A 24,881-nucleotide genomic window follows, 5' to 3' on the forward strand; every position below is an offset into this window, starting at 1 on the left:
CACAATGTAACATTCTGGGATACTGGCATAGGTTTTTTAACTAAAGCCGAGATAATTTTTTGTCAGTACGAATACACCCATTGATCTGAAACGAGGAATCTATGAAGGTTCTTGTTGCTGTTAAGCGCGTAATTGACTACAACGTCAAAGTTCGTGTTAAGCCAGATAACACTGATGTTGATTTGGCTAACGTTAAAATGGCTATGAACCCTTTCTGTGAAATCGCTGTAGAAGAAGCGGTTCGCCTAAAAGAGAAAGGTGTTGCCAGTGAAATCGTAGTTGTTTCTATCGGAGACAAAAAGAGTGAAGAGCAGATTCGTACTGCACTAGCTCTAGGTGCTGATCGTGGCATCCTGGTTGAAACTGACGAAAACGTTTCATCTCTGACTGCTGCGAAAATCCTTAAAGGTATCGTAGACAAAGAAGAACCAAGCATTGTTCTTCTTGGTAAGCAGTCTATCGACTCTGACAACAACCAAACTGGTCAAATGTTGGCTGCACTAGCAGGCTTCCCTCAGGGTACATTTGCATCTGAAGTTGTTGTTGATGGCGATAAAGTTAACGTTACTCGTGAAATCGATGGCGGTCTTCAGACTGTTGCATTGAACCTACCTGCGGTTGTAACTACTGACTTGCGTTTGAACGAACCTCGTTACGCTAAGCTTCCTGATATCATGAAGGCTAAACGTAAGCCTCTTGATAAGACTACTCCTGCTGACCTAGGTGTAGAAGTAGCTTCTAAAGTAGCGACTCTTAAAGTTGAGCCACCTGCTGAGCGTTCTGCTGGCATCAAAGTGGGCAGCGTTGAAGAGCTTGTTGAAAAACTTAAGAACGAAGCGAAGGTACTATAATGAGCACTCTAGTTATTGCAGAACACAATAACAGCGCACTAGCACCTGTTACTCTTAACGTAGTAGCGGCTGCTAAAGCAATCGGTAACGAGATTACTGTTCTTGTTGCTGGTGCTGGCTGTGGCGCTGTAGCTGAAGAAGCGGCTAAAGTTGACGGTGTAGCTAAAGTTCTAGTTGCTGACAACGCTGCTTACGCTAACCAACTAGCTGAGAACCTAGGTCTTCTAGTTGCTGATCTTGGTAAAGGTTTCACTCACATCCTTGCTGCTGCAACTACTACTGGTAAGAACTTCCTACCACGCGTAGCTGCTGCATTGGACGTTGAGCAGATCTCTGAAGTTATCCGTGTAGACAGTGCTGACACGTTCGCACGTCCAATCTACGCTGGTAACGCTATTGCGACTGTACAGTCTTCTGACGCAATTAAAGTAATCACTGTTCGTGGTACTGCATTTGACGCAGTAGCTGCTGAAGGTGGTTCTGCGGCTGTTGAAGCTGTTGACGCAGCTCACGATGCTGGTATTTCTAGCTTCGTTGGTGAAGAGCTAGCTAAGTCTGATCGTCCAGAACTAACTGCAGCTGACGTAGTTATCTCTGGTGGTCGTGGTATGCAAAATGGCGACAACTTTGAGTTGTTGTACAAAGTTGCAGACAAAATCGGCGCAGCAGTGGGTGCATCTCGTGCAGCTGTTGATGCTGGCTTCGTACCTAACGATATGCAAGTTGGTCAGACTGGTAAAATCGTTGCTCCACAGCTTTATGTTGCTGTTGGTATCTCAGGTGCTATCCAGCACTTGGCAGGTATGAAAGACTCTAAAGTGATCGTAGCGATCAACAAAGACGAAGAAGCACCTATCTTTAGTGTTGCTGATTACGGCTTGGTTGCTGATCTATTCGAAGCAGTTCCAGAACTAGAAAAGCTTGTTTAATAACTTGCTCTAAGTTTTGATGCTTTGAGAAAAACCCGCTTCGGCGGGTTTTTTGTTGCTTGTTTTGTTTATTCTTTATTGGTTTGTTGCTTGTTCTATGCATCTGAGGTGTTAAATGGAAATTTTACTGGCCTTTTGTGCAACTCTTATTTTGCTTTTGGCTTTGGGATTATCTCTAATACTTAGTAGGAAAAGCTTTAAGCGTGTAGATGAACAGTATTTTATTGATTGTTTGACTCGGTTTGAAAGTGGCATGATCACGAGTGATGAGTGGCTGGTGTTTCTTTCTTTGCCTATTAAACACGATCCCTGGCTTGAGTCGCTCAAAATGGAGTTGCTTGAAATCAATGAGGATTGTGGTGTTAGAACCGTAACCTATATTCAACTTCCGGCCACGTTGATGGATAAAGTGGGCGTTGAAAGAGTTAAGTCTGTTCTAGAGAAAGTGTCTCAACGCCCGTATAAGGATTTTTGAATGGTTTAAAGTGCGTTTTCAATGAGTTTATCGCGCTTGATGCGCTGCCTGAATTCATTGAGGTCTTCACTGAAATCCAGAATATTGAAATGATCCTGTAGCCATTGCCCAATTACATTGTCATCTGAGATCAAGTGAGCTATCTGCATGTGTAAGCAGCGGATCTTGGAAAAGTCTTCAATTCCGCCAATTCCTCGTTTTTCCAGATATTGTTCAAGAATGCCGAGCTTTAGCAGATAAGCTTTGTCTAAATCCGTTAAGCATGCATTTCGGATTGCCTGATATCTTTTTTGATCTTCGAGAAAGGCTTTCGCCAAGGCTGGGGTTTCTTCAATCAAGAGCTCTAATGGCTTTACCAATCGTTGTGATTCAAGAAAGTTTATCTTTTCAATCAGTAGAGGGTGGCATAGCCAAAAGTGTGTAGGGAATGGCGCTTCTCCAACGACACAGTGCATTTTAAGCGCGGTTGGCTGGCCTTCAGGTGATCTGGATGAAACTGAGATTATCCCTCTGGGAACACGTCCTAGTGCTTGTTCGATGAATTGAATATCACTGTCTGTAAGTAAATCGGGAGAACTCATTTTTCGGTCAGATCTCTTGCCTAAAGAAAAAAGAAGCTATTTTAGGGGCTAAGAGATTTTTATGATAGAGTAGTGAGCTTTATAAATTAACAGAACAAACCAAGGTTTAGTCTAATGTCTCGTACAACGAAAGAAGCACTGGATACTGCACATAATAAAGTGAGTTATGGTATTGGTCGTCAAATGGGCGCTCAATTAAGAGGGAATGATTTCAAAGGCATTGATATCGAATTAGTGATGGCTGGTCTTGGCGATTCCTATGAAGGACTTGAAGACTTGGTTGGCGTTGAAGAGATGAGCAAAGCCTACACTGAAATTCAGGCGCAAATCCAGCAAGAAGTGGCAGCTGAAGCTCAGGCAAACCTTAAACAAGGTGAAGAGTTCTTGGCTGAAAACAAAGCTAAAGATGGTATCAATACGACTGAAAGCGGTCTTCAGTACGAAGTACTTGTGGAAGGTAAGGGCGACATTCCTGAAGCTTCTTCGCGTGTAAAAACCCATTACCACGGTACTTTCATCGATGGTCGTGTGTTTGACAGCTCAGTAGAGCGTGGCGAACCGGCTACATTCCCTGTAAATGGTGTTATTCGTGGCTGGACTGAAGCTCTGACTATGATGCCTGTGGGCTCTAAGTGGAAGTTGTATGTACCTTCTGACCTGGCTTATGGTTCTCAAGGTGCTTCTGGTTCAATTCCACCAAATACCACGCTTATTTTTGAAGTTGAACTAATAGAAATCGTTTAACTTATTTGCTCCGATCAAACCCGCAACTGTCCTGGTTGCGGGTTGATTCACACTTTAATGCTTTTCTTGTTATTTTCCCGGAGTACAATGCAGCTTCTTATTGTCCTAGATACAAAGACTACATACTCTCAGGAAAATCATGAAGCGTTCTACTCATATCTTATCTGTTCTATTTCTTTCTCTTAGTTTTTCAAGCTTTTCATTTGCTGCCTCTAAAACAGAAATTGATGCTAAATCATATGCCGCTGTTCAGATTTTAAAGCAAGATGTCCCTGGTGCCAGTGAGCTTATTGAAAAAGCCTATGCCATGTTGGTTTTTCCAGAAGTTTATGGTGGTGGGTTTGGTATTGGCGGGGAGTACGGTGAAGGGAAAATGTTTGTTGAAGACTATACCTATGGTTATTACAACCTGGTCTCAGCCAATGTTGGTTTCCTAATGGGAGCGCAGGTGAAGTCTGAAGCGATTCTATTTATGACAAAGGAAGCTTTTGATCGGTTTGTTCAAATAGATGGCTGGGAGGCCGGTGTTGACGGTAGTGTTGCCCTGGCTGAGCTCGGAGTTGCTGAAAGTTTGGATACCAATGCGATTCAGGAGCCAATAATTGCGTTCATCTATTCGAATAAAGGACTGATCTTTAATCTGACGTTAGAGGGTACAAAAATCTCTAAGATTCAGAAATAAGAAAGGGGCATCAAGCCCCTTATGAGTTTTAACTGTAATAACTTAAGCAAGCTTATACTTTAAATTGTGCTGTTAACTCACTCAATTCATTAGCAAAATCAGAAAGCTGAGTGGCCAGTTGAGTAACCTGGTCCGCCACTTCAAGGTTTTCATTACTGGCTTCTTCAACTTTAACTACGTTTTCGTTCATTTCATCAATTGCCTGGCTTTGCTCTTCAGTTGCTGTGGCAACCTGGAAGTTCATGTCAGTAATTTGTTCAACGGCGGAGCGAATAGTAACCAGCGCGGAGCCTGCTTTATCAACAAACTCTACCGTTTGATTTGTTGATTCCTGACCTTTGTTGATGGCTTCTACGGCTTTTCTTGATCCGCTTTGTAGTTGTTCGATCATTCTCTGAATTTCATCAGTGGAGTCTGCTGTTTTCTGTGCGAGACTTCGAACCTCATCTGCTACAACGGCAAAGCCTCGGCCTTGCTCACCAGCACGAGCGGCTTCAATGGCTGCGTTTAGTGCCAGTAAGTTGGTTTGTTCCGATATGCCTCTAATGACATTCAGGATGCCGCCAATGGATTCAGACTGTTCACTTAATTCGTGAATGACTTGTGCAGCGTTGGTCATTTCATTTGAGAGACTTTGAATCTGAGTGATGGAGTCTTTTACAATGTTGTGTCCTTCCTCAACATTGGAGTTCGCATCACGGGCTAAGTCCGCTGCGTTATTCGCATTTTGGGCAATCTCCTGAATGGTGGAATTCATTTCTGAAATTGCTGCTGCGAGAGATTCAATACTCATCCGTTGATTGCCGGTTTGCTCCAAGCTGTACTGGGATTGATGATGAATATCTTCAGACATCGATAGGACGCCATTCGATTTTTGTATGACTTGTTGAATGATGTCCTGAAGTTTTACAACAAATGAGTTGAAGCCTTTACCAACTTGTCCCACTTCATCTTGAGAGGACACTTTTATACGCTTGGTGAGATCACCTTCACCGGAACCTATGTCTTCAAGTAATTTTGCAGTGATCGACAGTGGCTTAACAGTTTGTTTGATAAGGATGGTGATCGCTACTATAGACAGGGCAATCAAAATGGCGGTAATAATCAGTGTCGTTAGGGCAGACTGGTTCAAGCTTTCATAGAGTTCAGCTTCAGGCACTACGGCTAATAGGTAGTAATTGAGATCAGGGATGTAATCAGAAGAAAGAATATAATCTTCACCTTGAGTTGATTCTGTCATTGCTTTGAATGTATTTCCTGAAATCAATTCTTTTCCTGGCGTTTTGAAGAGATCAAGATCAGAAATATTCTTGCCTATTTTTTTCTCGTCAGGGTGAACAATGATTTTTCCTTCATGGTTAACGAGCAGAACATACCCTGTTTTTTCTAACGTATAGTTCTTGATTAACTGCGTCAAAGTATCAACATTTAAGCCAAGGCCTGCGGCGCCTTTGCCACCAGATACTCGGTAATTCATGAATAAAGTTAGTGGTCCCGATCCTTCGAAATAGTCCAGGCTGAGATCGCGTTTAGAGCCAGAGTTAAGGAATGAATAAAACCAACCATCATTCGAGCTAGACTGACTGACCTGTTTTAAGACACCACTCTCCGTGTAATAGTTATTGGTCACATTAGAAACATAAAATACAACACTGGCATTGGATGAGCTTTTTACTTGTTGGAAGTAGTTCAGCATTTGAGGGAGTTCAGATTGCGGTTCGCCATTCTTTATCCAGTTTTCAAGAAAATAACTCTCTGATATCAATTTCGCGCTTGTGATGGGTGCAGTAATTTCAGCAGTGATAGATTGAGAAACACTCGCCATTGCAGCTGGAAGCTGTTGGCCGAGTAAACGATCGTTCATTACCTCTTTCATTAAGGTGTTGTTGACGATGGCGTTGACCAGCATTGCCAATACGAAAGCAATGGAAGTAAATAACGTCAACTTTTTCTGAAAGGACAATCTCTTAAACACACTACACCTCTAATCCCTATGTTCTAGTTCAGTATAGATCGGCATTCAGATAAGAGGTCTTTAATAATTTAGTAAAATAAGTCACCTAGTGTTTCTTTAAACCACACCAGTTCGGGCTCTTTATCTCTCGATTTATGGCTGAATAAATGAATGTCGATGGGGGGCGATTCCAATGGGAAACGGTAGATGGATAGCTCATTGGCTTCTGTCATCAGTAACTTGCCATAGCTCTCAGGCATGGTTAGGAGTAAGTCGGTATTCATTGCCACTCGACTTGCTGCGAAATAGTGCTGACAGCGCAAGGAAATTTGCCGGCTTAGTCCGTATCGGTTTAATTCAATATCTTCGAAGGTCATTCCTGCACTTCGGTAAGAAGCGACGACATGTTTTTCTTTAAGATAGGTTTCCAAATCTAGAATAGTCTTAATTCTGGGATGATCTTTTCGTGCCAGTACGCACAAACTTTCTGAAATCACATGTTTGCGTTCGAGGCGTTCGCTCACAGGTTGGGCCACATCCACCACGAGATCTAATGTCCCGATGGAAAGATCGTGTTCCATCGTCTGGCGATCGTGTCGAAGGCTGATCACAGAGACATTAGGGGCTTGTTCTTCAAGTCTTGCTAAAAGCGGTGGTAAACATGTGGATTCAAGAACATCTCTAAGACCTAGCTTAAATTGCACGCGAGCTTCTTTCGGCTCAAAGCTTCTTGTCGCCAAAAATGTCCCATTTAAGCGATTAAGCGCATGACTGATTTCCGGATGTATGCGCTCTGCCAGTGGGGTAGGAAGCATTTTATGGCCTTGGCGTATGAAGAGTGGATCTTCAAATGCTTCCCTTAATTTAGATAACGAGTGGCTAATAGCAGGCTGAGTTATGAATAATTTTTCAGCGGCTTTGGTGAGATTGCCTTCTGAGTATATGGCTTCAAATACCGTGTAGAGATTTAGATCGATGCGCATGAGGTATGTTCTATTAGTAATATTTATAGTGCTTGATTATAACTATTCATTTGATTGATTGATAAGGCATAAATACTATAAGTGAAGATTAAGTCATCTAATTCTAAACAAACCGAGGTATGCCAATGGATTTCTCCCCATCTTCAAAAGGACAGGAGGTATTGACCAAACTGAAGAGCTTCATGCGTGAAGAGGTTTTTCCGGTTGAAGATCAATATTTCAAAGATTTGAAAGCTCAAGCGAACCCTTGGGTTGTCCTTCCTATCATCGATGAGCTGAAGGCTAAAGCCAAAGCTCAGGGGCTATGGAATCTCTTTCTGCCTAAATCGGACTATGGCGCCGGCATAAGCAATGCGGATTATGCGCTTATGGCTGAAGAGATGGGGCGGAGTTTTATGGCGCCGGAGCTGTTTAACTGCAACGCGCCAGATACCGGCAATATGGAAGTGCTGGTGCATTATGGTTCTGATGAGCAAAAGAAAGAGTGGTTGCTGCCTTTATTGGACGGAAAAATCCGTTCGGCCTTCTGCATGACAGAACCAGGTGTGGCCTCTTCTGACGCGACCAACATGGAAGCAACAGCGACCATTGAAGGAGACGAAGTGGTTCTGAACGGCAGAAAATGGTGGAGCACCGGAATCGGTCATCCTGATTGCAAAGTTCTGATCTTCATGGGGCTGACGAATCCTGATGGACCTAAGCATGCCAAGCATTCGATGGTGCTGGTGCCGAAAGATACGCCGGGGGTGAAAGTTGAACGCATGTTACCAGTGTTCGGTGAGTTAGATGAGCCTTACGGTCACGGTGAGGTGAGTTTCACCAATGTTCGTCTTCCTAAGACTGCCATTATTGCCGGACCGGGCAGGGGCTTTGAAATTGCTCAAGGACGTTTAGGGCCTGGACGGGTTCATCACTGCATGCGTGCCATTGGCGCAGCTGAACGCGCGTTGGATCTTATGATCAAACGCGCAACCAGTCGAGAAGCCTTTGGAAAGCCGATAGTGAATCTGGGTGGGAACAGAGACATTATCGCGAATGCCCGGATTTCAATTGAACAAGCCCGATTATTAACGCTGAAAACGGCATGGTTACTTGATACCAAAGGGGTTATGGGGGCGATGAGTGAGGTTTCCCAAATCAAAGTGGTTGTACCAAATATGCTTCAAACCATTGTCGATCAAGCCATTCAGATGCATGGCGGAGCCGGGGTGAGTGAAGATTTTCCTCTGACATCGATGTTTGCGTATGCGCGTTGTTTGCGATTGGCTGATGGCCCTGATGAAGTGCATAGAGGGCTTGTAGCAAAACTTGAGCTGTTAAAACACAAGTAAGACGCGCAGTTATGTATCAAGGCTAGCTGATTAGTTAGCTATCAAAACAAGAACATAGACAGGGTTAGGATTGTAATGAAAACGGTAATTATAACGGGTGGCGCAAGTGGTTTAGGGTTGGCGCTTGCTCATAAGTATTCTTCAGAAGGGTATTCGGTATGTATTGCTGACATTCAGAAGGAACAGGGTGACAACGCTGTAGCCGAGTTGCAGCGTAAAGGCGGTGACGCATTCTTTGTGTATCTTGATGTCACAGAGGAAGAGCAATGGCGCCATTTGAAGGACGTTGTGCTTGAACGTTGGGGTTATGTGGATGTCTTGATTAACAATGCAGGTGTTGCGGCAGCAGGGTTAATAGAAGATCAGTCGATCGACGATTGGAAATGGGTTCTGGATATCAATGTCTTGGGTGTGGTTCTTGGCTGTAAAGTTTTCACGCCATTGATGAAAGCTCGTGATAATGGCTATTTGATTAATGTTGCCTCGATGGCAGGATTAATTCATGCACCGAGCATGTCGTCCTATAACGTTTCCAAAGCCAGCGTCGTTGCGTTGTCCGAAACGCTCAAAGTAGAACTCAGCCAATGGAATATTGGTGTCTCTGTTGTGTGTCCGGCATTCTTCCAAACGAATCTGACTAAAACGATGCGAACTAATATTTCAGGTGTGACTAAAACGGTGAATCGTTGGATGGAAAGTTCCTCTGTTACTGCTGATGATGTTGCTAATGCTGTGTTTATTGGTATGAAGCATCAGCGCTTCTTCGTTCTGACACATACAAAAGAAAAACTTATGTGGTGGATGAAACGATTAAGCCCGGAATTACTGCACACCATGTTAAGTAATACCGTGGGTAAACAAGTGAAGAAGATGATGGAGCGTACAATCTGATGACTGATCAAGCCATAGATACACTTGTCGATCAGGCGACGGATATCCGAGAGGGTGAGTCGCTGGATCTCAATTCGCTTGTGCCTTATTTGGAAGCTCAAATACCTGGTGTTGAAGGTATTCCGAGAGTGAGACAGTTTCCCGGGGGCGCATCTAATTTAACCTATTTGCTTCAATATCCGGATAAAGATCTGATTTTGCGTCGGCCACCGTTCGGAACGATTGCAAAGTCTGCTCATGACATGTTGCGTGAGGCCAAGATAATTCAAGCGTTGAAACCTGTTTACCCTTATGTGCCAGAGATTATGGCAATCTGCGAAGATCATTCTGTGCTTGGGTGCGATTTTTATGTAATGGAGCGCCTGGTCGGAATCATTCCTCGTCAGGACTTACCGAAAGGCTTAAATCTATCGGAGTCAGACACTCGTAAACTTTGCCTGAATGTTATCGATAAGTTGATTGACTTACATTCCATTGATCCTTACACAGCCGGGTTGTCTGAGTTAGGAAAAGGGGAAGGGTATGTGGAACGTCAGATCTCGGGTTGGTCCGATCGTTATCGTAAGGCCATCACGGATAACGCGTCTGGCTTTGAGACAGTAATGGCCTGGTTGGAAGAAAAGCAACCGAAAGACATTGCAAACCGATTAATTCATAACGATTTCAGATTCGATAACGTTGTTCTGAATGTAGACAATCCGTTTGAGGTTATCGGCGTGTTGGATTGGGAAATGGCAACCTTGGGCGATCCTCTCATGGATCTTGGAAACAGTTTGGCGTATTGGGTTCAAGCGGATGACGACCCTCAAATGCAGTTCATGCGACGCCAACCAACACACCTGAAAGGAATGCTGTCTCGCCAAGAAGTGATCGAATATTACATGGACAAAACCGGCTTTAATGTCCCGTGTTTCGACTTCTATGAAATCTATGGTTTGTTCCGCTTGGCGGTCATTATTCAACAGATCTACTACCGCTATCATCATGGTCAGACCAAAGATAAGCGATTCCAAAACTTTATTCATGCCGCAAACTATTTGGAGCAGCGCTGCATGAAACTGATAGAAAAGAGCGTTCTCTAGTGCTTAGGGCTATGAGTCTAGTGCCTGGAGTTGTAAACCTAGTGGTTACTGAGAAGCGTTTTGGGAGGAAATATGGCTGAAATTTTCTTGGTACGACATGGTCAGGCGTCATTTGGTGCTGACGACTATGATCAGCTCTCTGACTTGGGTGTCCGTCAATGTCGTATGTTGGGGGCCAATATGCGCGATTCATTGAAGGCACCCGTATTTGTATCAGGCTCTCTGAATCGCCATCACCAGTCTATGGCCGCGTTTTACGAAGGATACGGTGAGGAGGTTATTCCTCGTGTGGAGATCGATCATCTGAATGAGTTTGACCACGAGGATGTCTTTCATGTGGCTTTTCCTGAGTACCGAGACAAAAACACCTTAGTGAAAGCGTTGGCTCAACACGATCAACCGAAAAAAGCATTTCACTTCTTATTTGAAGAGGCGGTGAAGCGTTGGTCTTCATGCGATTATGATGACGATTACAAAGAATCGTGGCCAACATTTCAGCAGCGAGTCAAACAAGGCTTGGTTGAGGTCAGGGCGATCACTTCATCTGCGGAATACAAGAAACGACCCGTAGTGGCGTTTACCTCTGGTGGGCCAATTTCTGTGATCGTCCAGGAAGTGATGCGCCTGGATGACTCAGCAACGTTTTCTTTGAATGAAAATCTTGCTAACTCAGGTGTGAGTCGAATTCTGGCAACTGACAATAAAATAAGTATTTCATATATCAATAATTACAGTCACTTAGAGAAAGAACCTAATTTAATTTCTTACAGGTAGAATGCCTGTAAAAAGGAGTTTTTATGTTAGATATGTTTAATTTGTCCGGGCAGGTTGCCCTTGTTACAGGCGCGAGTCGTGGGATTGGTGAGAGCATTGCAAAAACCTTAGCGGAAGCCGGTGCACATGTGATTGTGTCCAGTCGTAAAGCCGAAAGCTGTCAGGCCGTTGTGGAACAGATTACAGAAGCCGGAGGCAGTGCTGAAGCGATTGCCTGTCACATTGGGGAGATGGAACAGATTCAGGCTACCTTTGCTCAAATAAAAGAGAAGCACGGCAAACTTGATATTCTGGTAAACAATGCCGCAACCAACCCTTTCTTTGGGCATATTCTGGATACTGATTTATCTGTATTTCAGAAGACAGTGGATGTGAATATTCGTGGCTATTTCTTCATGTCGGTCGAAGCCGGAAAACTCATGAAAGAGCAGGGGAAAGGCGCCATAGTGAACGTGGCGTCTGTTAACGGCGTTATCCCGGGCCATATGCAAGGGATTTATTCCATCACCAAAGCGTCTGTCATCTCAATGACTAAATCCTTTGCCAAAGAATGTGCGCCGCTGGGTATTCGTGTTAATGCCTTATTGCCAGGTTTAACAGACACAAAATTTGCCTCTGCTATTACAGCTAATCCAGCGATTATGAAAATGGCGCTGGAGCATGTGCCTATGAAGCGATCGGCCGATCCTGATGAAATGGCAGGTGCGGTCTTGTTCTTAGCTTCCGATGCTGGCAGCTATACAACGGGTACTTGCTTAAACGTTGATGGTGGGTATTTAACTGTATAAGATAAGTCTAACAGTATAAGTTTCATTGACGTCGAATTTCGAAAGCCTGTGTTTGTTGTGAACACGGGCTTTGTTGGTAAATAAGTGGACCTGATTTTGGGGTGCTCATTTGGTTATGAGTTTTTAGGTCTTAATGCGTTGATAATAAAAATAACAGAGGCAACGGAATGTCTGTTCTCATCTATGGTGCGTACGGCTATAGCGGTCAGTTAATCAGCCAGGAAGCTAAACAACAGGGTTTGGATGTTGTTTTGGCCGGTCGTGATGAAGCTGCGCTGTCTGAAACTGCACATAAATTAAAGCTTCCACATCTCACTTTCTCACTCAAAGACAAACAAGCTCTTCATTTAGCTTTATCAAAGGTGTCATTGGTTATTCATTGTGCCGGGCCGTTCTCATCTACGGCAAAGCCGATGATCGAGGCCTGCATAGCCACAAAAACTCACTATCTTGATATCACTGGAGAAGTAGAGGTATTTGAATATGCTCACAGCTCTGACGTGGATCAACGTGCAACCGAGGCCGGTATTATTGTTTGTCCTGGGGTAGGCTTCGATGTCATTCCTACAGATTGTGTTGCAAGTGCGCTGAAAGCCGCTCTTCCTGATGCTTCGCATTTGACGTTGGCGTTTCAGGGAGGCTCAGCCATTAGCCCTGGTACAGCAAAGACGATGGTGGAGTCTTTGGGCAAAGGCGTCATGATTCGCCGGAACGGGAGAATCAAAGAGGCTACGTTAAAAGAGAAATCGATCAACTTTGGGAGTGGTGATAAAACCTGTATGGGAATTAGCTGGGGTGATGTCAGTACCGCTTATCACTCCACAGGCATTCCGAACGTTGAAGTCTATGTGCCTGCCTCTTCAAAAGTGATTCAAAAAATGAAGTTGCTTCGATTTGGCCGCTGGATTTTTAAACCGAAATTCATTCAACGTCTCATTCAGTCCCAAATCGAGAGTAAAGTCACTGGCCCTGATGCAAATGTCAGAAGTGCAAATCCGGCTACTATATATGGGGAAGCACGAAATGAATGGGGCAAAACAGTACAGGCGCGCTTAAAGACCTTAAATGGTTACGAGGTGACCAAGTACGGAGCCGTTCATCTGGCTAAACATATTCTAACCTCCGACCCTGTAAAACGGGGAAGCACCACTCCGAGCTTGTTATTAGGAGCCTCATTGATTTCTGAGCTTCCTGGAAGTAGTCCAATTACTTTGTTTGAACATTAAAAGAGAGAGTATTGCCCATGCGTTTTGGTTTAACTTTGTTAGCGTTCATTGGTTTAGGTGCGGTGTATCTTTCATTCTGGCCGATTCCAATCGATGCCAAGGCTTGGCAAGTCCCCCAAGACATGGGGTATGTCGGGGACTTTGAAAAGAATAATCGTCTCTCTTCTTTGGAGATTATCTCGTTAAACGGCGAAGAAGGTCCGGAAGACTTTGCTGTGAACGCCCAGGGGCAAGTCTTCTTTTCATTACTTGGCGGAAAAATTATGCGAATCGGGGAGGATGGTTCTTTCTCTGAATTTGTGAATACAGGTGGGCGTCCTCTAGGTTTGGAATTCGCACCTTCGGGCGAGCTGATTGTTGCGGATGCTTTCAAAGGGCTTCTGTCTGTTTCGCCAAGTGGTGACATATCACTGCTGACCGATTCGGTTTTGGGGAGCAAAATCCGATACGCGGACGATGTGGATGTTACCAGTACAGGTGAAATCTATTTCAGCGATGCATCCACCAAGTTCCCGGCAGAAAGCTATGGAACCTATCAAGCCAGCCTTTTGGATATTATGGAACACGGTGGTAATGGACGGGTGATTCATTACTCACCAATCACCAAAGAAAGCCGAATTATTGTGTCTGGTCTTCAGTTTGCGAATGGCATTTCGGTGACCCATGATGAAAGTGCGATTTTGATCAATGAAACCGGCACTTACAGTGTACTCAAGCACTGGATTAAAGGTGAGAAAGCCGGTCAGACGGAAACGCTTATCTCTAACCTCCCTGGATTCCCTGACAACATTAATAAGGGAAGTAACCAAAATTACTGGTTAGGCTTGGTTAGCCCCCGAAGTAAGGCTCTGGATTTGTTGGCGCCATTCCCGTTCCTGAGAGAAGCTGTTCAGCGTCTTCCTAAGGTACTGCGACCTAAGGCTCAGCATTATGGGCACGTTGTTTCGATAAATGATCGGGGTGAGATCTTGTTGAGTCTTCAAGATCCAGAGGATACCTATAGTTATACGACGGGTGCGGCAGAAAGTGGCCCGTGGCTTTATTTAAGCAGCTTACATGAGCGTCGTATTGCCAGGGTAAAATATCCGTTGAAATAAACAGTCGTATATAAGTGGTTGAAAATTAATCTATTGTTTAAATTGTGGGATAGGTAACAGAAGGGAATCTCATATCTTGGTACTATATTTGAATAATAATTATACAGTACTAACAAAAAGAGATTGAATCATGACTTCACAGGATCAATGTTCCAGTAAGGTTTTCCAAACTGGTCTTTGGTGTACCATCGCAATTTCAGTGGTAAGTATTTTACTTACTCTATAAGAGAGGTGGATCACCGTTTATCTAACTCTTGTAACAAGATGTTGCAAGGTTGCCAATTTAGACTTTACTTATAGTTAGTTCATAGGCGTTCTGTAGTACAAATAGTACAAATAGTACAAATAGTACAAACAGTTCGCTGGTGAAACATATGCTGTGGTAGGTTCTTAAAAGTGGCAGTTTACAGCAGCTAGGTACATAAAATATGTGAGAGGGTAGTTATCATCTCTTAGACTGCGATAAGTGCTTTGGTGGTTATCTGATTATCGCAGGAATTACATAATAAGTACTGGCTGTTTAGAGAAGAGGGGTGGCGAAAGCTGCCCCTTTTCTTTTTGTGTCTAGATTATTCCCATATCGAGACTTGTGGTCATGGCTTCTGCCAGTTCTTTACAGTCTTCGATAAAGCTCTCCTGCCAGTCGCCCCGACAAATTAAAGGCTCTTGAACCCAGCGCCATCGTAAACCTGTAAGGATGGTCTCTAATGCCCGCTTTGTACCAGTTCCATCATGTCCAGCTCTGATAACTGCGGCGACGGGAGTACCTTGTTTTTCTTCCAGGCAAGGGTAGTAGTTTCGATCAAAGAAGTCCTTCATTCCGCCGCTCATATAGCCAAGGTTCTCTGTTGTGAACAGGAGAATAGCGTCAGCCTTTTGCACAGAATCAGGTTGGCACTCTAATGCAGGGATTGCGTGTACTTCAACATCTTCACTGATGGCTTTGGACGATGATGTCATTGCATCAACCATCTTTTGGGTATTCGGCGAGGGGGCGTGATAAACCAAGAGTAGGACTTTACTCATCTTCCCATACCCACCTTAGTGGTTCACCAAAATCATCGTAGATTAGTTTTTTCTTGGGTGTTTTGTTTTTGGGTTTGCTTGTCGCCGGCTTTTTAGATTTCTTTTTTCGCGAATCTATGGCTGCGACTACATCATTGACGTAGCTGCGCTGTTCTTTATTTCCGTCAAAGATGATGGTTTCTTGCGCTTTTAATGGCCCGCCCTGAATACCAGAAACACCGGGCGCGACTTCTTCAATAGAGCCTCCGGTATGTTCGTACTGTCCAACTGCCTGATTCAGCATCTCTCTCAGTTGGGCTTTTGTGGGCTTACGCTTCATAGTGATTTGAGTTTACACACGAATAAAGGTTGAAATATTTTAACCAAGCTAATAAGAATACCATGTTTTTGTAGCTATGTTTCTAGTCACTTAGTTCATGAGCGTTTGTTTCGCGGGCTTATATTGCTCTTCATTTATATCTAACCGCGTTAGGCAGCAGATACATTTGTTGCTAAGTGAAGCTCAGACACAGCTACGTCTTGTTTCGCTTTTGGATAAGCTAGGCAGTAGGTCAAAAGAACACACAGTGCCGTAAATAAAGACAAAACCAACAAGGCTATTTTGATTCCCATTAGGCTAACCAGAAAAGAAATAATAATAGCGCCTAAACTCCCACCTAATGTACCAAGCGTGTTCCAGATGCTGAATACCTTGCCACTGTTCATCGTGCTAATGTCTTTTTGAATAGAAGCAGTCAATGGAATATGAACAAGGCTTGCAGACACTCCTACTAGAGCAGCGGCAGCGATGCTGATATAGGTGGCAAGTTCTCCTTCGGCAACGTTAAAGCATAAGCCAAGAACCACAACCGCTAGGAGTCCATCACCGATGAATGAACAGCGTAAAGAGCGTGAGATGGCTAATCGGGCAATAAATAGTGAACTTAGAAACTCACCTAAGCCAGTGGAGATGATCAAAGTGCTATAGAAATTAGCGGGAAGGTTAAGGGCTTCGACTGTATAGAGAGGTAATCCGACTTGTGTCATTCCTCTCCAAACCAGGGAGTAACCTAAAAAGCCAATTACTCGAATTAACAATGGACGCTTTCTTGCCAACTCGGCAAAACCACCAAGAATGTCAGCCAGGATCGGACCACAGACTGCCGGATTAGGCGCAGCTTCTTTGTTGCAGTGAATAGCCAGAAGTACCAAACCAGCCACAGCAAATACACCAGCACAGATTAGATAGCCGTACGCAGGAAGCAGAGTCATGTTATCCATGACCCCAGCCAAAAACGCGCCGACAAAGAATGAAGGCCATAACACGCTTTGAGTTAGGCCGTTTGCAAGATATAGCTCAGATTCTTCAACAAAGCCCGGCATGATGGCTTTACCCGCAGGTTTTGAGAAAGCAGAGGTCAGAGTGACTAACGATGCTAAAACCGTGAGGTTGATAAGATTCAGGAAATCAAACCAGCATAGGACTCCAATCAGTGCAATACCTGTTGTGCGAGCCAGATCCGCTAACAACATAATGATTCGTCGATCGTATTGATCGGCGATCACACCACCATACAACCCCAATAAACCTCGGGGAAAGGCAATACATGAAACAATCAACCCAAGCTCGGTGGCTGAAGCGTCTAACATTAGCGCGCTGAAAGTAACCAGAAGACCAAAAATACCATCACCCAGATTTATCAGGATTTGGTTAGTGAGATAGGCTGAAAAACTTCTGTTTTTTAGAAGAGGCCAGTAGCCAGTTGAAGTTTCTGTAGAGTCAGTTTTCTCGTTAACGCACAATGCCGTGGTGGTCATATCAAACCCCTCATGGTTGGATTAAAAAGTGAATAGCCGATCAGGTAGGCGCAAAGCGACTCTAGGTGTAGAGCCTTTGTTGGCAGGGCAAAGAGATCGCTTGAATTGCGATTTAGAAGATTCATTAGTGCTGCTTTTTTGGGTTTATGCCTAGCTGGCTGTAACCATTCAGGAAGGGATGTGTGTCTGACAACAAAACAGAGAAGACAATCCAACCCATTAGTGCAGTGTCACGGTAACCAGCTACCTTGCTGAACCGATATAAGTGGGATAGGTGACCTGTCCCGATACCGGGTCAGTGGTATTTATTGATCTAGCTATTTTTAATATGGACGGGATGATAAAAAGGTCAATAAAGTTGGCCGTATAAGACCTTTTCTTTAGTGCGTCATTTCTGTCACCCCTTAATACACTTATTTCTTACATGGTTATTTTTGCAAGACTTTTTAGGACGATGTCTGCGTGAGATTGGTAAATTCTCTGGGTTTGGGGGGATTACAGGACGTAATTCTCTGACGTACGGTATACTCGAAAGGTTTGATCTATGAACTCAGACAAAAGAACTACTTACTTTTTCTATTGATTTAGCTTCTACCCATAAACTCACTGAATATATTGCCTTCTTTTATGATTATTGGATCGTCGTCTCCTCAAATTGTTGTACTTATTAATCATTTTCTTCCTGACGGAAGCTCGTCTCTAGTCAGTACGGATTTTGTGTACTCTCTAACGAATGAGTGGCGCGAACAAATAATTGTGGAAGGAGGAAATAATTGGCGAAAAATATTCAACATCTATGCAAAGCTGGCTTTTTCGCTTGATATTGAGGTCAATGAAACAAAGACATGGCAAGACTATCGAGATCAGCATTTGTTGAACAGTGAGGGGGCGTTTCAATTAGTGTGTCTGGGGGATGCTTCACTGAAGACTTATCTTCAGGGCATATCTGATCAGACGGTGGTTTTGATTACGGGTAAGAAATGTGCGGAAAGTGTGGGTTTGTTAGATGATGCACATTGGTTGGATAGGGACTTCGCACAGGTGATAGGAACGCGTTGGCTTGTCTGTCCGTATTTTGATTATCGGCAACTGTCGAATATTAAACTCGAACGACTCGTTGAGTTGATTCACGATAGAATCAACTCAACTGAGTGAAATGAAAAATCAGGAGCCGTTTACAATCACTCGAATGGCTTCTAATTTGATTTGACCACCCTGAATCGCGTTCAGACAGATTTCTTTTTGTTCAATCAATGCATCAATTTCTTCCTGACGAACATTAGGGTTGATGCTTTTCAGAGTTGTTAAGCGGTTAATTTCCAGATCAAGTGCTTCTGTAGCATTCTGCTTAGCTTCATCAATAATGCCTGACAGCTTCTTCTTCGCTTGTGATTCAGCAACCTGAAAGACTTTGTAAATCAGCTCTTTTTGAGACTTGATAACCTCATGACGTAGCGCCTTACTGATCTTCTGGCGATGCTCATGAATGTGCTGATCAGTCAGGTATTGCGTGAAGTCTTTATTGTCATGTGAGACCACATGGCGAATCACTGAATTAGGCATGAAACGGTAGCATTGGCTCGCTTTGGTTGCCTGCACCACTGGTGTATGCAACGTTTCAACGTACAATGTACCAGCCGGAATTCTCGGGTCTTTGATCAAAGTAAAGGACGCATTCCCGTAGTGATGATCCAAAACCAAATCCATAACGCCAGTGACCATTGGGTGTTCCCAGGTGAGGAAATGGAAATCTTCGCGTTCTAATGCGCGTTCACGGTCATAGGTTACTGTAATGGGCTCATCGCCGACGCCAGGGAAGTGATCTGTTAGCATTTGCTCGCCAGCCTGAACAACCCAGGTATTCTCAGAATGACGCTCACGGTCTACACCAAAACAGTTGTAGGCCATGTCCATAAATTTCTTCGGATCGTCAAACTCAAAATCTTCGATGGTGTGAACGATATTAAGTGCCCTTTCTGGTTGGCAGGAATTGAGTTCCAGAAGACGATCGCGTCCATTTTCGATTTTGGCCGTGAGTTCTTCATTATCGGCCGCTGTTTTGTTGATCAGGGCAGCAATGGCTGCGTCATCCATTGACATCACGCACTGATTGATTTCTTCCTGATATTTCTGAATCAGGGCATCACCTGTGGCGCAGGATTTTGAAAACGCATTCAAACCTTCGTCATACCAGCGCTTGTAAATGTCCTGTACGCTCGAAGTGAAGTAGGGCACATGAATCTTAATGTCCTCTGTCTGACCAATACGGTCCAGACGACCGATACGCTGTTCCAGCAAGTCTGGGTGAGATGGCAGATCAAACATTACGATATGATGTGCAAACTGGAAGTTTCTACCTTCACTGCCGATTTCGGAACAGATAAGAAGTTGTGCGCCATCTTCCATATCCGCAAAATACGCAGCAGAGCGATCCTGCTCAATGATGCTCATGCCTTCGTGGAATGCAGTGGTGCGATAGCCTTCACGCAAACGCAGGTGTTCTTCCAGTGCCAAGGCGGTTTCTGCGTCGTGACAGATAACCAACAGCTTTTCTTTGAGTTCTTTATAGAGTTCCACCAGATAATTAACACGTGGGTCAGCGGCTAACCACTGTGATGGCTCGTGGTCGGTCTCTGGCGTCAGTTTAAAGGCAGAATACAGTTCAGGGCGTTCCAGAGCTTTTTCTACAAGAACACGCTGAGGGAAGCCTTTGATGGCGGCTCGGGTATTACGGAACAACACTCGTCCGGTTCCGTGATGATCAATCAAATGATTGATGAGCTTGTTTCGGTTGGCGGATGTTTGATCATTACGAAGCGATTGAACCAGGTCTGATAACACTGAATCGTCTGACATCGCCTGAATTTTATCCAAACTTTCTTCAGAAACGTTAGAGGCGTCAATCAACTCATTGATGGCTGAAGACACTGTGAAATAGCTTTCTTCCTGATCGATGAATTGGTTCAGGTCATTAAAACGTTGCGGGTCCAATAGGTGAAGACGAGCGAAGTGTCCTTCCAAACCGAGCTGCTCTGGCGTTGCGGTCAGAAGTAGCAGACCTGCAGCCTTTTCAGAGAGTTGCTGTACATGTTGATACTCAGGACTAGCTTCTTGCTCTGACCAATGCAAGTGATGCGCTTCATCGACTACCAGTAGATCCCAATCCGCTGCTAATGCGGAATTAAGGATCTCTTCTTCATTCCAGAGTTTATTGGAAATCAGAATCAGCTGATTTTGTTCAAAGGCATTAGGTTCCATCGCTCGTTGCTTGTCGTACACACTGAAGTGGAGGTTGAATTTACGCAGCATTTCAACCAACCACTGGTGCACCAGGGTATCTGGAACCGAAATAAGTACACGGCTTGCTCGACCATTCATAAGTTGTTGGTGAATGATCAGGCCGGCCTCAATGGTTTTACCTAAGCCTACTTCATCAGCCAGCAATACCCGGGGTGCAGGTCGTTGAGCAACATTATTTGCGATAAAGAACTGGTGCGGAGTCAGGGAAATTCTTGGGCCCATCAAACCGTAATAAGGGGCTTGTTCCAGTCTTTCACGCTCAATCAAGCTCTTATAACGTAAATGGAACCATTGACCACCATCGATATTGCCTGCGGCTAAACGCTCCCAGGGTGCATTCAGTGCAACTTGGTCACCCACTTCAAGTTCCGGCATTGGACGGGTCTCGCCCGATGAATCTTCAACGAAGTAGATATAAACGCCATTGTTCTCTGTGAATTCCAGAACTTTGAATTCATTTCCCTCTCGATCGGTAACCGTGTCACCAATTTTGTAAGCAATGCGAGAGAGTGGGGCGTTGTTTGACGCATAGGTTCGACGTTCTTCAGCCGCTGGAAAGAAAATTTCGACCATTCTGTGATCAACTTGAGTAATGATACCGAGTCCTAACTCAAGTTCTGTGGTGCTCAAATACCGTTGACCGACTGAAAAACTCATAAAAACCTCATGCACACATAGAAATCAGGCGCGCCATTGTAACGACTCACTGAGCGATATCAATGTCACTTTGTAAAGATTTCTCAGAGTGGGAGAAATAATCAGTGGAAAACTAACTTTAGAAGATATATTTTCAATGTTAAGTTCAATTTTCAGATCGGTGTTATCTTTCGGATAACCTGTTATTTACCTTTAAGATGTTGGCTTGCGTGATTGATCAGATACCAGTGTTTTACTGAGTATTAGTGTTCGTTATGTGTCAATGGTTAGCCATCTGTCAGAGCTGCTAGGAGTGCTTGGTTGCTAATACATATCACCCGGAGTTTATTGCCACATCTTAAAGGGCAGGTTGTCTCTAATTATTTAGAAAGCAACTGTTCAAACGGAAATCATACTGATGAACAGTATTCTGACAGCGACCTTATCCGACGGCATAGCCAAGAAATAAATACTCCTTGGCAGTGGCATGCACACCGCTTTCCTTACGCTAACTCTTGTTGTGTTTTACTCTGTCATGATGACACCGGCTTCATTCTGGCATTACCTGGCGTTGAAAGTCCTGATTTCACCTGTTTTTCAGATATGATTCGAGATTCCATTATGGGCTCCATCGAAGACCTTGGGTTTTCTCCATCGGAGGCCCGTAAAGCTGTGTTGCTTTCGGGCCCTGTAGTGTTTGATGATCAATCTGAAAATCGAGTCAAAGAAATGCTAAGCGTCGCTTGGCAGGATCTTCATAATCTGTTGGAGGATCGCCCTAATTTATTGGTCTGGAATCCTCTTCGATTGAATGAGCTGATTAATCAGCGAATCATAAAAAAGGACGGCAAATGGTGCCGTCCTGATGAACTATTCAGCATATTTATTGCTGGACTTGTCTAATCAACTTGCCGGATATCTGCACAAATTGGATATCTGCACAAGTTGGATATCCGGACATTGTGGTTATCCTCAGTGAGATGACGCCACGGATTCAAACAAGGTTAGATAGTCTTTGTAGCCTTCCTCTGACATTTTATCTATTGGAATAAAGCGAAGCGCAGCTGAGTTAATACAGTATCTGAGACCGGTAGGTGCTGGCCCGTCTTCAAAAACATGCCCTAAATGAGAGTCACCATATTTACTACGTACCTCAGTACGAGGGAATACCAATTTGAAGTCTGTTTTCTCTATAACAAATTTAGGATCAATCGGCTGATAAAAGCTTGGCCAGCCTGTGCCTGATTTGTATTTTGCGGTGGATGAAAACAATGGTTCACCACTTACAATATCTACATAGATACCGTCAGCTTTGTTATTCCAATATTCATTTTGAAATGGTCGTTCTGTGCCTTCTTCTTGTGTTACTTCGTATTGTAGCGGGGTAAGACGTTTTTTAAGGTCTTCATCAGAAGGTTTGGAATACACCTTTTCCTTCATCGAGGCTATGTCGGCAACGGTTTTAGGGTTCTCAATTCGGTCGCTTCCCCAAACGTTATCTAAAAACTGATCACGCCCTGAACGATAGCGGTAATATTTGTATCTCAGTGGATTAGTTTTGTAGTAATCCTGGTGGTACTCTTCAGCAGGCCAAAACTTGGTGAATTTGATGAGTTCTGTTTGAACAGGCTTATCATAGACCTTGATGCTGTCGAGTTGTGCAATGGATGCTTTTGCTTGAGCCAGTTGTTGTTCATCATGGTAGAAAATAGCAGGGCGATACTGTGGGCCTCGATCAACAAATGAGCCTTTAGGATCGGTTGGATCAATGTGGCGCCAGAAATAATCAAGGATGTCGGAGTAGCTTACTTTGGTGGGGTCGTACGTTACCTGAATAGATTCAATGTGTCCGGTTGTTCCTGAGGAAACCTGCTTGTAGGTTGGGTTATCTACATGACCCCCGGCATAGCCAGAGATAACATTAATTACGCCATCCAGTTTTTCAAGATCAGATTCTGTACACCAAAAACAGCCGCCGGCTAATGTAGCTACTTTAACGGTCGAGGTTTGGGTTGGTTGAGAGCCGGGGTTCTCTGATGAAAGAACCCAAAGAGGAATCGACAGCAAAAGGGCTGCGAATACTGCCAGTGCTTTTTTCATTGTTTTCTCCTGTTCATCCCAGAAGGATGACTACCTAATCGCTATCTAATAGAGAGTCGCGTCACTCTGTGCTGTGATGTTGATACATAGATCATTCACGCATAAATTGCTTTGGTGACTTAACAGGTAGGACAAGAGCAACTAAAAAAGGTTGCAACTACTTTGGCGTATGGCTGTAAGGTAAGAGGAATGAGTTTCTTTTATTGAAGAAACTCAGAACGTGTTGTTGCGTTACTCTTGAACGAACCACCCAGTGACGTTGTTACCGTAGAGGAGTTAACATCTCTAACGCCACGAGCTTTAACGCAGTAATGTGTGGCATTGATGGTGACTGCTACGTCATCTGTCTCTAGTAATGTTTGCAACGCGATCAGAACTTGTTGTGTCAGGCGTTCTTGCACTTGTGGTCGTTGAGCGAAGAATTGAACAATTCGATTAATCTTCGACAGCCCAATGATTTTGTCTTTTGGGATGTACGCAACCTTCGCAGTACCGTCAATTACAACAAAATGATGTTCGCAGGTAGAGGTCAGGCTGATGTCTTGTACTTTGATCATTTCATCGACAGACATTTTGTTGTCGATCAAAGCCATCTTAGGAAATGATGCGTAATCAAGGCCGGAAAACACTTCGTCAACATACATCTTGGCAATGCGGTGAGGGGTTTCGATCAGACTGTCATCGCTAAGATCGAGACCTAAGGTGCCGACCACCTCTGTCATCAATGATTTGATTCGCTCGTACTTTTGTTCGTTCGTTAACCCGGTGTCAACAAGAGGCGTTTCTAAGCCTTTTTCTTCAAGTGCTTTTCGAACACGTCTTGCTTCTTCTGACAACATAGGAACTCCCGTTTAGTAGGTGATTTTAATGACAGTCGGCTGGAATACGAAAATAGGCGGCAACTTTAACAAATTTCTCACAAAATTCTAATAATTCTGACAAATATCCTAGGTTATTTGTGAGGAATGACAACTAAGAAAAGAAAGGAAGGTGGAGTTGGATTTACACAACTCCACAATTTTGTGCTTATTCAGGGCGTGTACTTTGGAACGCAACGCGTTCACCAAGGTGATTGCAGTATCGAGCAAGTTCAGGATATTCCAGTTCCCAATCGTGCTCGGGCAAGCGGAAAGAATACCATTCCATTAGACAAACAACGGCGATATCACCTAAAGAATAGGTGTTATGACAAATGAATTCTTTCTGACCTATAAGATCGTTTAAGTATTTTAAGCCATTGTTAATTTTGCCTTGCTGGCGTTCGATCCATGCCTGGCTTTGAAGCTCTGGGGCTCTTTTACGCTCAAGAAATATGTTGATGGCTGCTTCACAGATTCCGTCTGCCAAGGCTTCAGCGTGTTTTACCTCAACGGCTTTTAAAGGATCTTTAGGGATCAGTGAAAGCTCGGATTCTTTAGTTTCAAGAAACTCGGCAATAACGGCTGAGTCAATCCAAGTCTTACCCCCATCAACCAAAGCAGGTACTTTTCCAAGCGGGTTGTAATTGCCTACATCGGTATCTGCATCCCATGGGATGGATTCATGTAAGATGTAAGGCAACTGCTTTTCTTCAAGAATTACTCGAATTTTCCTAGCGAATGGGCTGGTGAGTGAAGCGATGAGTTCCATCGTGA

General features: G+C 44.0%; 24 protein-coding genes. 14 read left to right on the forward strand and 10 right to left on the reverse strand.

The annotated features are described in order from the left end of the window. The first annotated feature begins 101 nt into the window (after window positions 1–101). From QQL66_RS11505 to QQL66_RS11515, 3 genes are all read left to right on the forward strand, one after another. Window positions 102–851 (forward strand): electron transfer flavoprotein subunit beta/FixA family protein, encoded by a 750-nt coding sequence (locus tag QQL66_RS11505; protein WP_284381519.1) that lies wholly within the window; start codon window positions 102–104, stop codon window positions 849–851. Beyond that, on the forward strand, window positions 851–1,780 hold the full coding sequence (locus QQL66_RS11510) for an electron transfer flavoprotein subunit alpha/FixB family protein (protein ID WP_284381520.1): 930 nt from the start codon (window positions 851–853) through the stop codon (window positions 1,778–1,780). The genes QQL66_RS11505 and QQL66_RS11510 overlap by 1 nt, the downstream gene beginning before the upstream one ends. A gap of 115 nt (window positions 1,781–1,895) precedes the next feature. Beyond that, on the forward strand, window positions 1,896–2,255 hold the full coding sequence (locus tag QQL66_RS11515; protein WP_284381521.1) for a hypothetical protein: 360 nt from the start codon (window positions 1,896–1,898) through the stop codon (window positions 2,253–2,255). 5 nt (window positions 2,256–2,260) lie between these two features. On the opposite strand, the gene QQL66_RS11520 is transcribed toward QQL66_RS11515, so the two are convergent. Next, window positions 2,261–2,836, reverse strand: a complete 576-nt coding sequence (locus tag QQL66_RS11520; RefSeq protein WP_284381522.1) for a DUF501 domain-containing protein — start codon at window positions 2,834–2,836, stop codon at window positions 2,261–2,263. A gap of 114 nt (window positions 2,837–2,950) precedes the next feature. On the opposite strand from QQL66_RS11520, the gene bamJ reads away from it, so the two are divergent. Continuing rightward, window positions 2,951–3,580 carry a BamJ family beta-barrel-assembly machinery protein gene (bamJ, locus tag QQL66_RS11525; RefSeq protein ID WP_284381523.1) on the forward strand — a complete coding sequence of 210 codons (630 nt, stop codon included), beginning with the start codon at window positions 2,951–2,953 and terminating at the stop codon, window positions 3,578–3,580. A 139-nt stretch (window positions 3,581–3,719) separates the two neighbouring features. Continuing rightward, the gene (locus QQL66_RS11530; protein ID WP_284381524.1) at window positions 3,720–4,262 is read left to right on the forward strand and encodes a lipid-binding SYLF domain-containing protein; all 543 of its coding nucleotides are present in this window, start codon (window positions 3,720–3,722) and stop codon (window positions 4,260–4,262) included. A 52-nt stretch (window positions 4,263–4,314) separates the two neighbouring features. Here the strand turns inward: QQL66_RS11530 and QQL66_RS11535 are convergent, their stop codons facing one another. Further along, a complete protein-coding gene (locus QQL66_RS11535; RefSeq protein WP_284381525.1) occupies window positions 4,315–6,237 on the reverse strand; it encodes a methyl-accepting chemotaxis protein in 1,923 nt (640 codons plus the stop codon). Between the two features lie 68 nt (window positions 6,238–6,305). Next, complete coding sequence (locus tag QQL66_RS11540; RefSeq protein WP_284381527.1) at window positions 6,306–7,199, reverse strand: LysR family transcriptional regulator; 894 nt, start codon at window positions 7,197–7,199, stop codon at window positions 6,306–6,308. A gap of 125 nt (window positions 7,200–7,324) precedes the next feature. Here QQL66_RS11540 and QQL66_RS11545 point away from each other — a divergent pair, with 125 nt between their 5' ends. From QQL66_RS11545 to QQL66_RS11575, 7 genes are all read left to right on the forward strand, one after another. Continuing rightward, window positions 7,325–8,530 (forward strand): acyl-CoA dehydrogenase family protein, encoded by a 1,206-nt coding sequence (locus QQL66_RS11545; protein ID WP_284381529.1) that lies wholly within the window; start codon window positions 7,325–7,327, stop codon window positions 8,528–8,530. Window positions 8,531–8,605: 75 nt separating this feature from the next. Beyond that, the gene (locus tag QQL66_RS11550) at window positions 8,606–9,421 is read left to right on the forward strand and encodes an SDR family oxidoreductase (RefSeq protein ID WP_284381531.1); all 816 of its coding nucleotides are present in this window, start codon (window positions 8,606–8,608) and stop codon (window positions 9,419–9,421) included. Continuing rightward, a complete protein-coding gene (locus QQL66_RS11555) occupies window positions 9,421–10,503 on the forward strand; it encodes a phosphotransferase family protein (RefSeq protein ID WP_284381532.1) in 1,083 nt (360 codons plus the stop codon). Before QQL66_RS11550 ends, QQL66_RS11555 begins: the two co-directional genes overlap by 1 nt. A 72-nt stretch (window positions 10,504–10,575) precedes the next feature. Beyond that, window positions 10,576–11,277 (forward strand): histidine phosphatase family protein, encoded by a 702-nt coding sequence (locus QQL66_RS11560; RefSeq protein ID WP_284381533.1) that lies wholly within the window; start codon window positions 10,576–10,578, stop codon window positions 11,275–11,277. Between the two features lie 23 nt (window positions 11,278–11,300). Then, on the forward strand, window positions 11,301–12,065 hold the full coding sequence (locus QQL66_RS11565) for an SDR family oxidoreductase (protein WP_284381534.1): 765 nt from the start codon (window positions 11,301–11,303) through the stop codon (window positions 12,063–12,065). 167 nt (window positions 12,066–12,232) lie between these two features. Continuing rightward, window positions 12,233–13,291, forward strand: coding sequence for a saccharopine dehydrogenase family protein (locus QQL66_RS11570; RefSeq protein ID WP_284381535.1), 1,059 nt, complete (start codon window positions 12,233–12,235; stop codon window positions 13,289–13,291). 17 nt (window positions 13,292–13,308) lie between these two features. Then, window positions 13,309–14,388, forward strand: coding sequence for an SMP-30/gluconolactonase/LRE family protein (locus tag QQL66_RS11575; RefSeq protein WP_284381536.1), 1,080 nt, complete (start codon window positions 13,309–13,311; stop codon window positions 14,386–14,388). A gap of 564 nt (window positions 14,389–14,952) precedes the next feature. On the opposite strand, the gene QQL66_RS11580 is transcribed toward QQL66_RS11575, so the two are convergent. From QQL66_RS11580 to QQL66_RS11590, 3 genes are all read right to left on the reverse strand, one after another. Further along, complete coding sequence (locus QQL66_RS11580; protein ID WP_284381538.1) at window positions 14,953–15,414, reverse strand: flavodoxin family protein; 462 nt, start codon at window positions 15,412–15,414, stop codon at window positions 14,953–14,955. After that, window positions 15,407–15,733 carry a hypothetical protein gene (locus QQL66_RS11585; protein WP_284381540.1) on the reverse strand — a complete coding sequence of 109 codons (327 nt, stop codon included), beginning with the start codon at window positions 15,731–15,733 and terminating at the stop codon, window positions 15,407–15,409. Before QQL66_RS11585 ends, QQL66_RS11580 begins: the two co-directional genes overlap by 8 nt. A gap of 149 nt (window positions 15,734–15,882) precedes the next feature. After that, a complete protein-coding gene (locus QQL66_RS11590) occupies window positions 15,883–17,211 on the reverse strand; it encodes an MFS transporter (RefSeq protein ID WP_284381542.1) in 1,329 nt (442 codons plus the stop codon). 627 nt (window positions 17,212–17,838) lie between these two features. On the opposite strand from QQL66_RS11590, the gene QQL66_RS11595 reads away from it, so the two are divergent. Continuing rightward, window positions 17,839–18,366, forward strand: a complete 528-nt coding sequence (locus QQL66_RS11595; protein WP_284381543.1) for a DUF6942 family protein — start codon at window positions 17,839–17,841, stop codon at window positions 18,364–18,366. Between the two features lie 9 nt (window positions 18,367–18,375). Here QQL66_RS11595 and rapA read toward each other — a convergent pair whose 3' ends face one another. Continuing rightward, a complete protein-coding gene (gene rapA / locus QQL66_RS11600) occupies window positions 18,376–21,168 on the reverse strand; it encodes an RNA polymerase-associated protein RapA (protein ID WP_284381545.1) in 2,793 nt (930 codons plus the stop codon). A 300-nt stretch (window positions 21,169–21,468) separates the two neighbouring features. On the opposite strand from rapA, the gene QQL66_RS11605 reads away from it, so the two are divergent. After that, window positions 21,469–22,050, forward strand: coding sequence for a DUF6933 domain-containing protein (locus QQL66_RS11605; RefSeq protein WP_284381547.1), 582 nt, complete (start codon window positions 21,469–21,471; stop codon window positions 22,048–22,050). A gap of 69 nt (window positions 22,051–22,119) precedes the next feature. Here the strand turns inward: QQL66_RS11605 and msrB are convergent, their stop codons facing one another. From msrB to QQL66_RS11620, 3 genes are all read right to left on the reverse strand, one after another. Beyond that, window positions 22,120–23,247, reverse strand: a complete 1,128-nt coding sequence (gene msrB / locus QQL66_RS11610; protein ID WP_284381549.1) for a peptide-methionine (R)-S-oxide reductase MsrB — start codon at window positions 23,245–23,247, stop codon at window positions 22,120–22,122. A 200-nt stretch (window positions 23,248–23,447) separates the two neighbouring features. Then, window positions 23,448–24,086 (reverse strand): GTP cyclohydrolase I FolE, encoded by a 639-nt coding sequence (gene folE, locus QQL66_RS11615; protein ID WP_284381552.1) that lies wholly within the window; start codon window positions 24,084–24,086, stop codon window positions 23,448–23,450. A 187-nt stretch (window positions 24,087–24,273) separates the two neighbouring features. After that, complete coding sequence (locus QQL66_RS11620; protein WP_284381553.1) at window positions 24,274–24,876, reverse strand: glutathione S-transferase N-terminal domain-containing protein; 603 nt, start codon at window positions 24,874–24,876, stop codon at window positions 24,274–24,276. Between the last annotated feature and the right edge of the window lie 5 nt (window positions 24,877–24,881).

It is taken from the genome of Litoribrevibacter albus (assembly GCF_030159995.1).
GTDB lineage: Bacteria > Pseudomonadota > Gammaproteobacteria > Pseudomonadales > Litoribrevibacteraceae > Litoribrevibacter > Litoribrevibacter albus.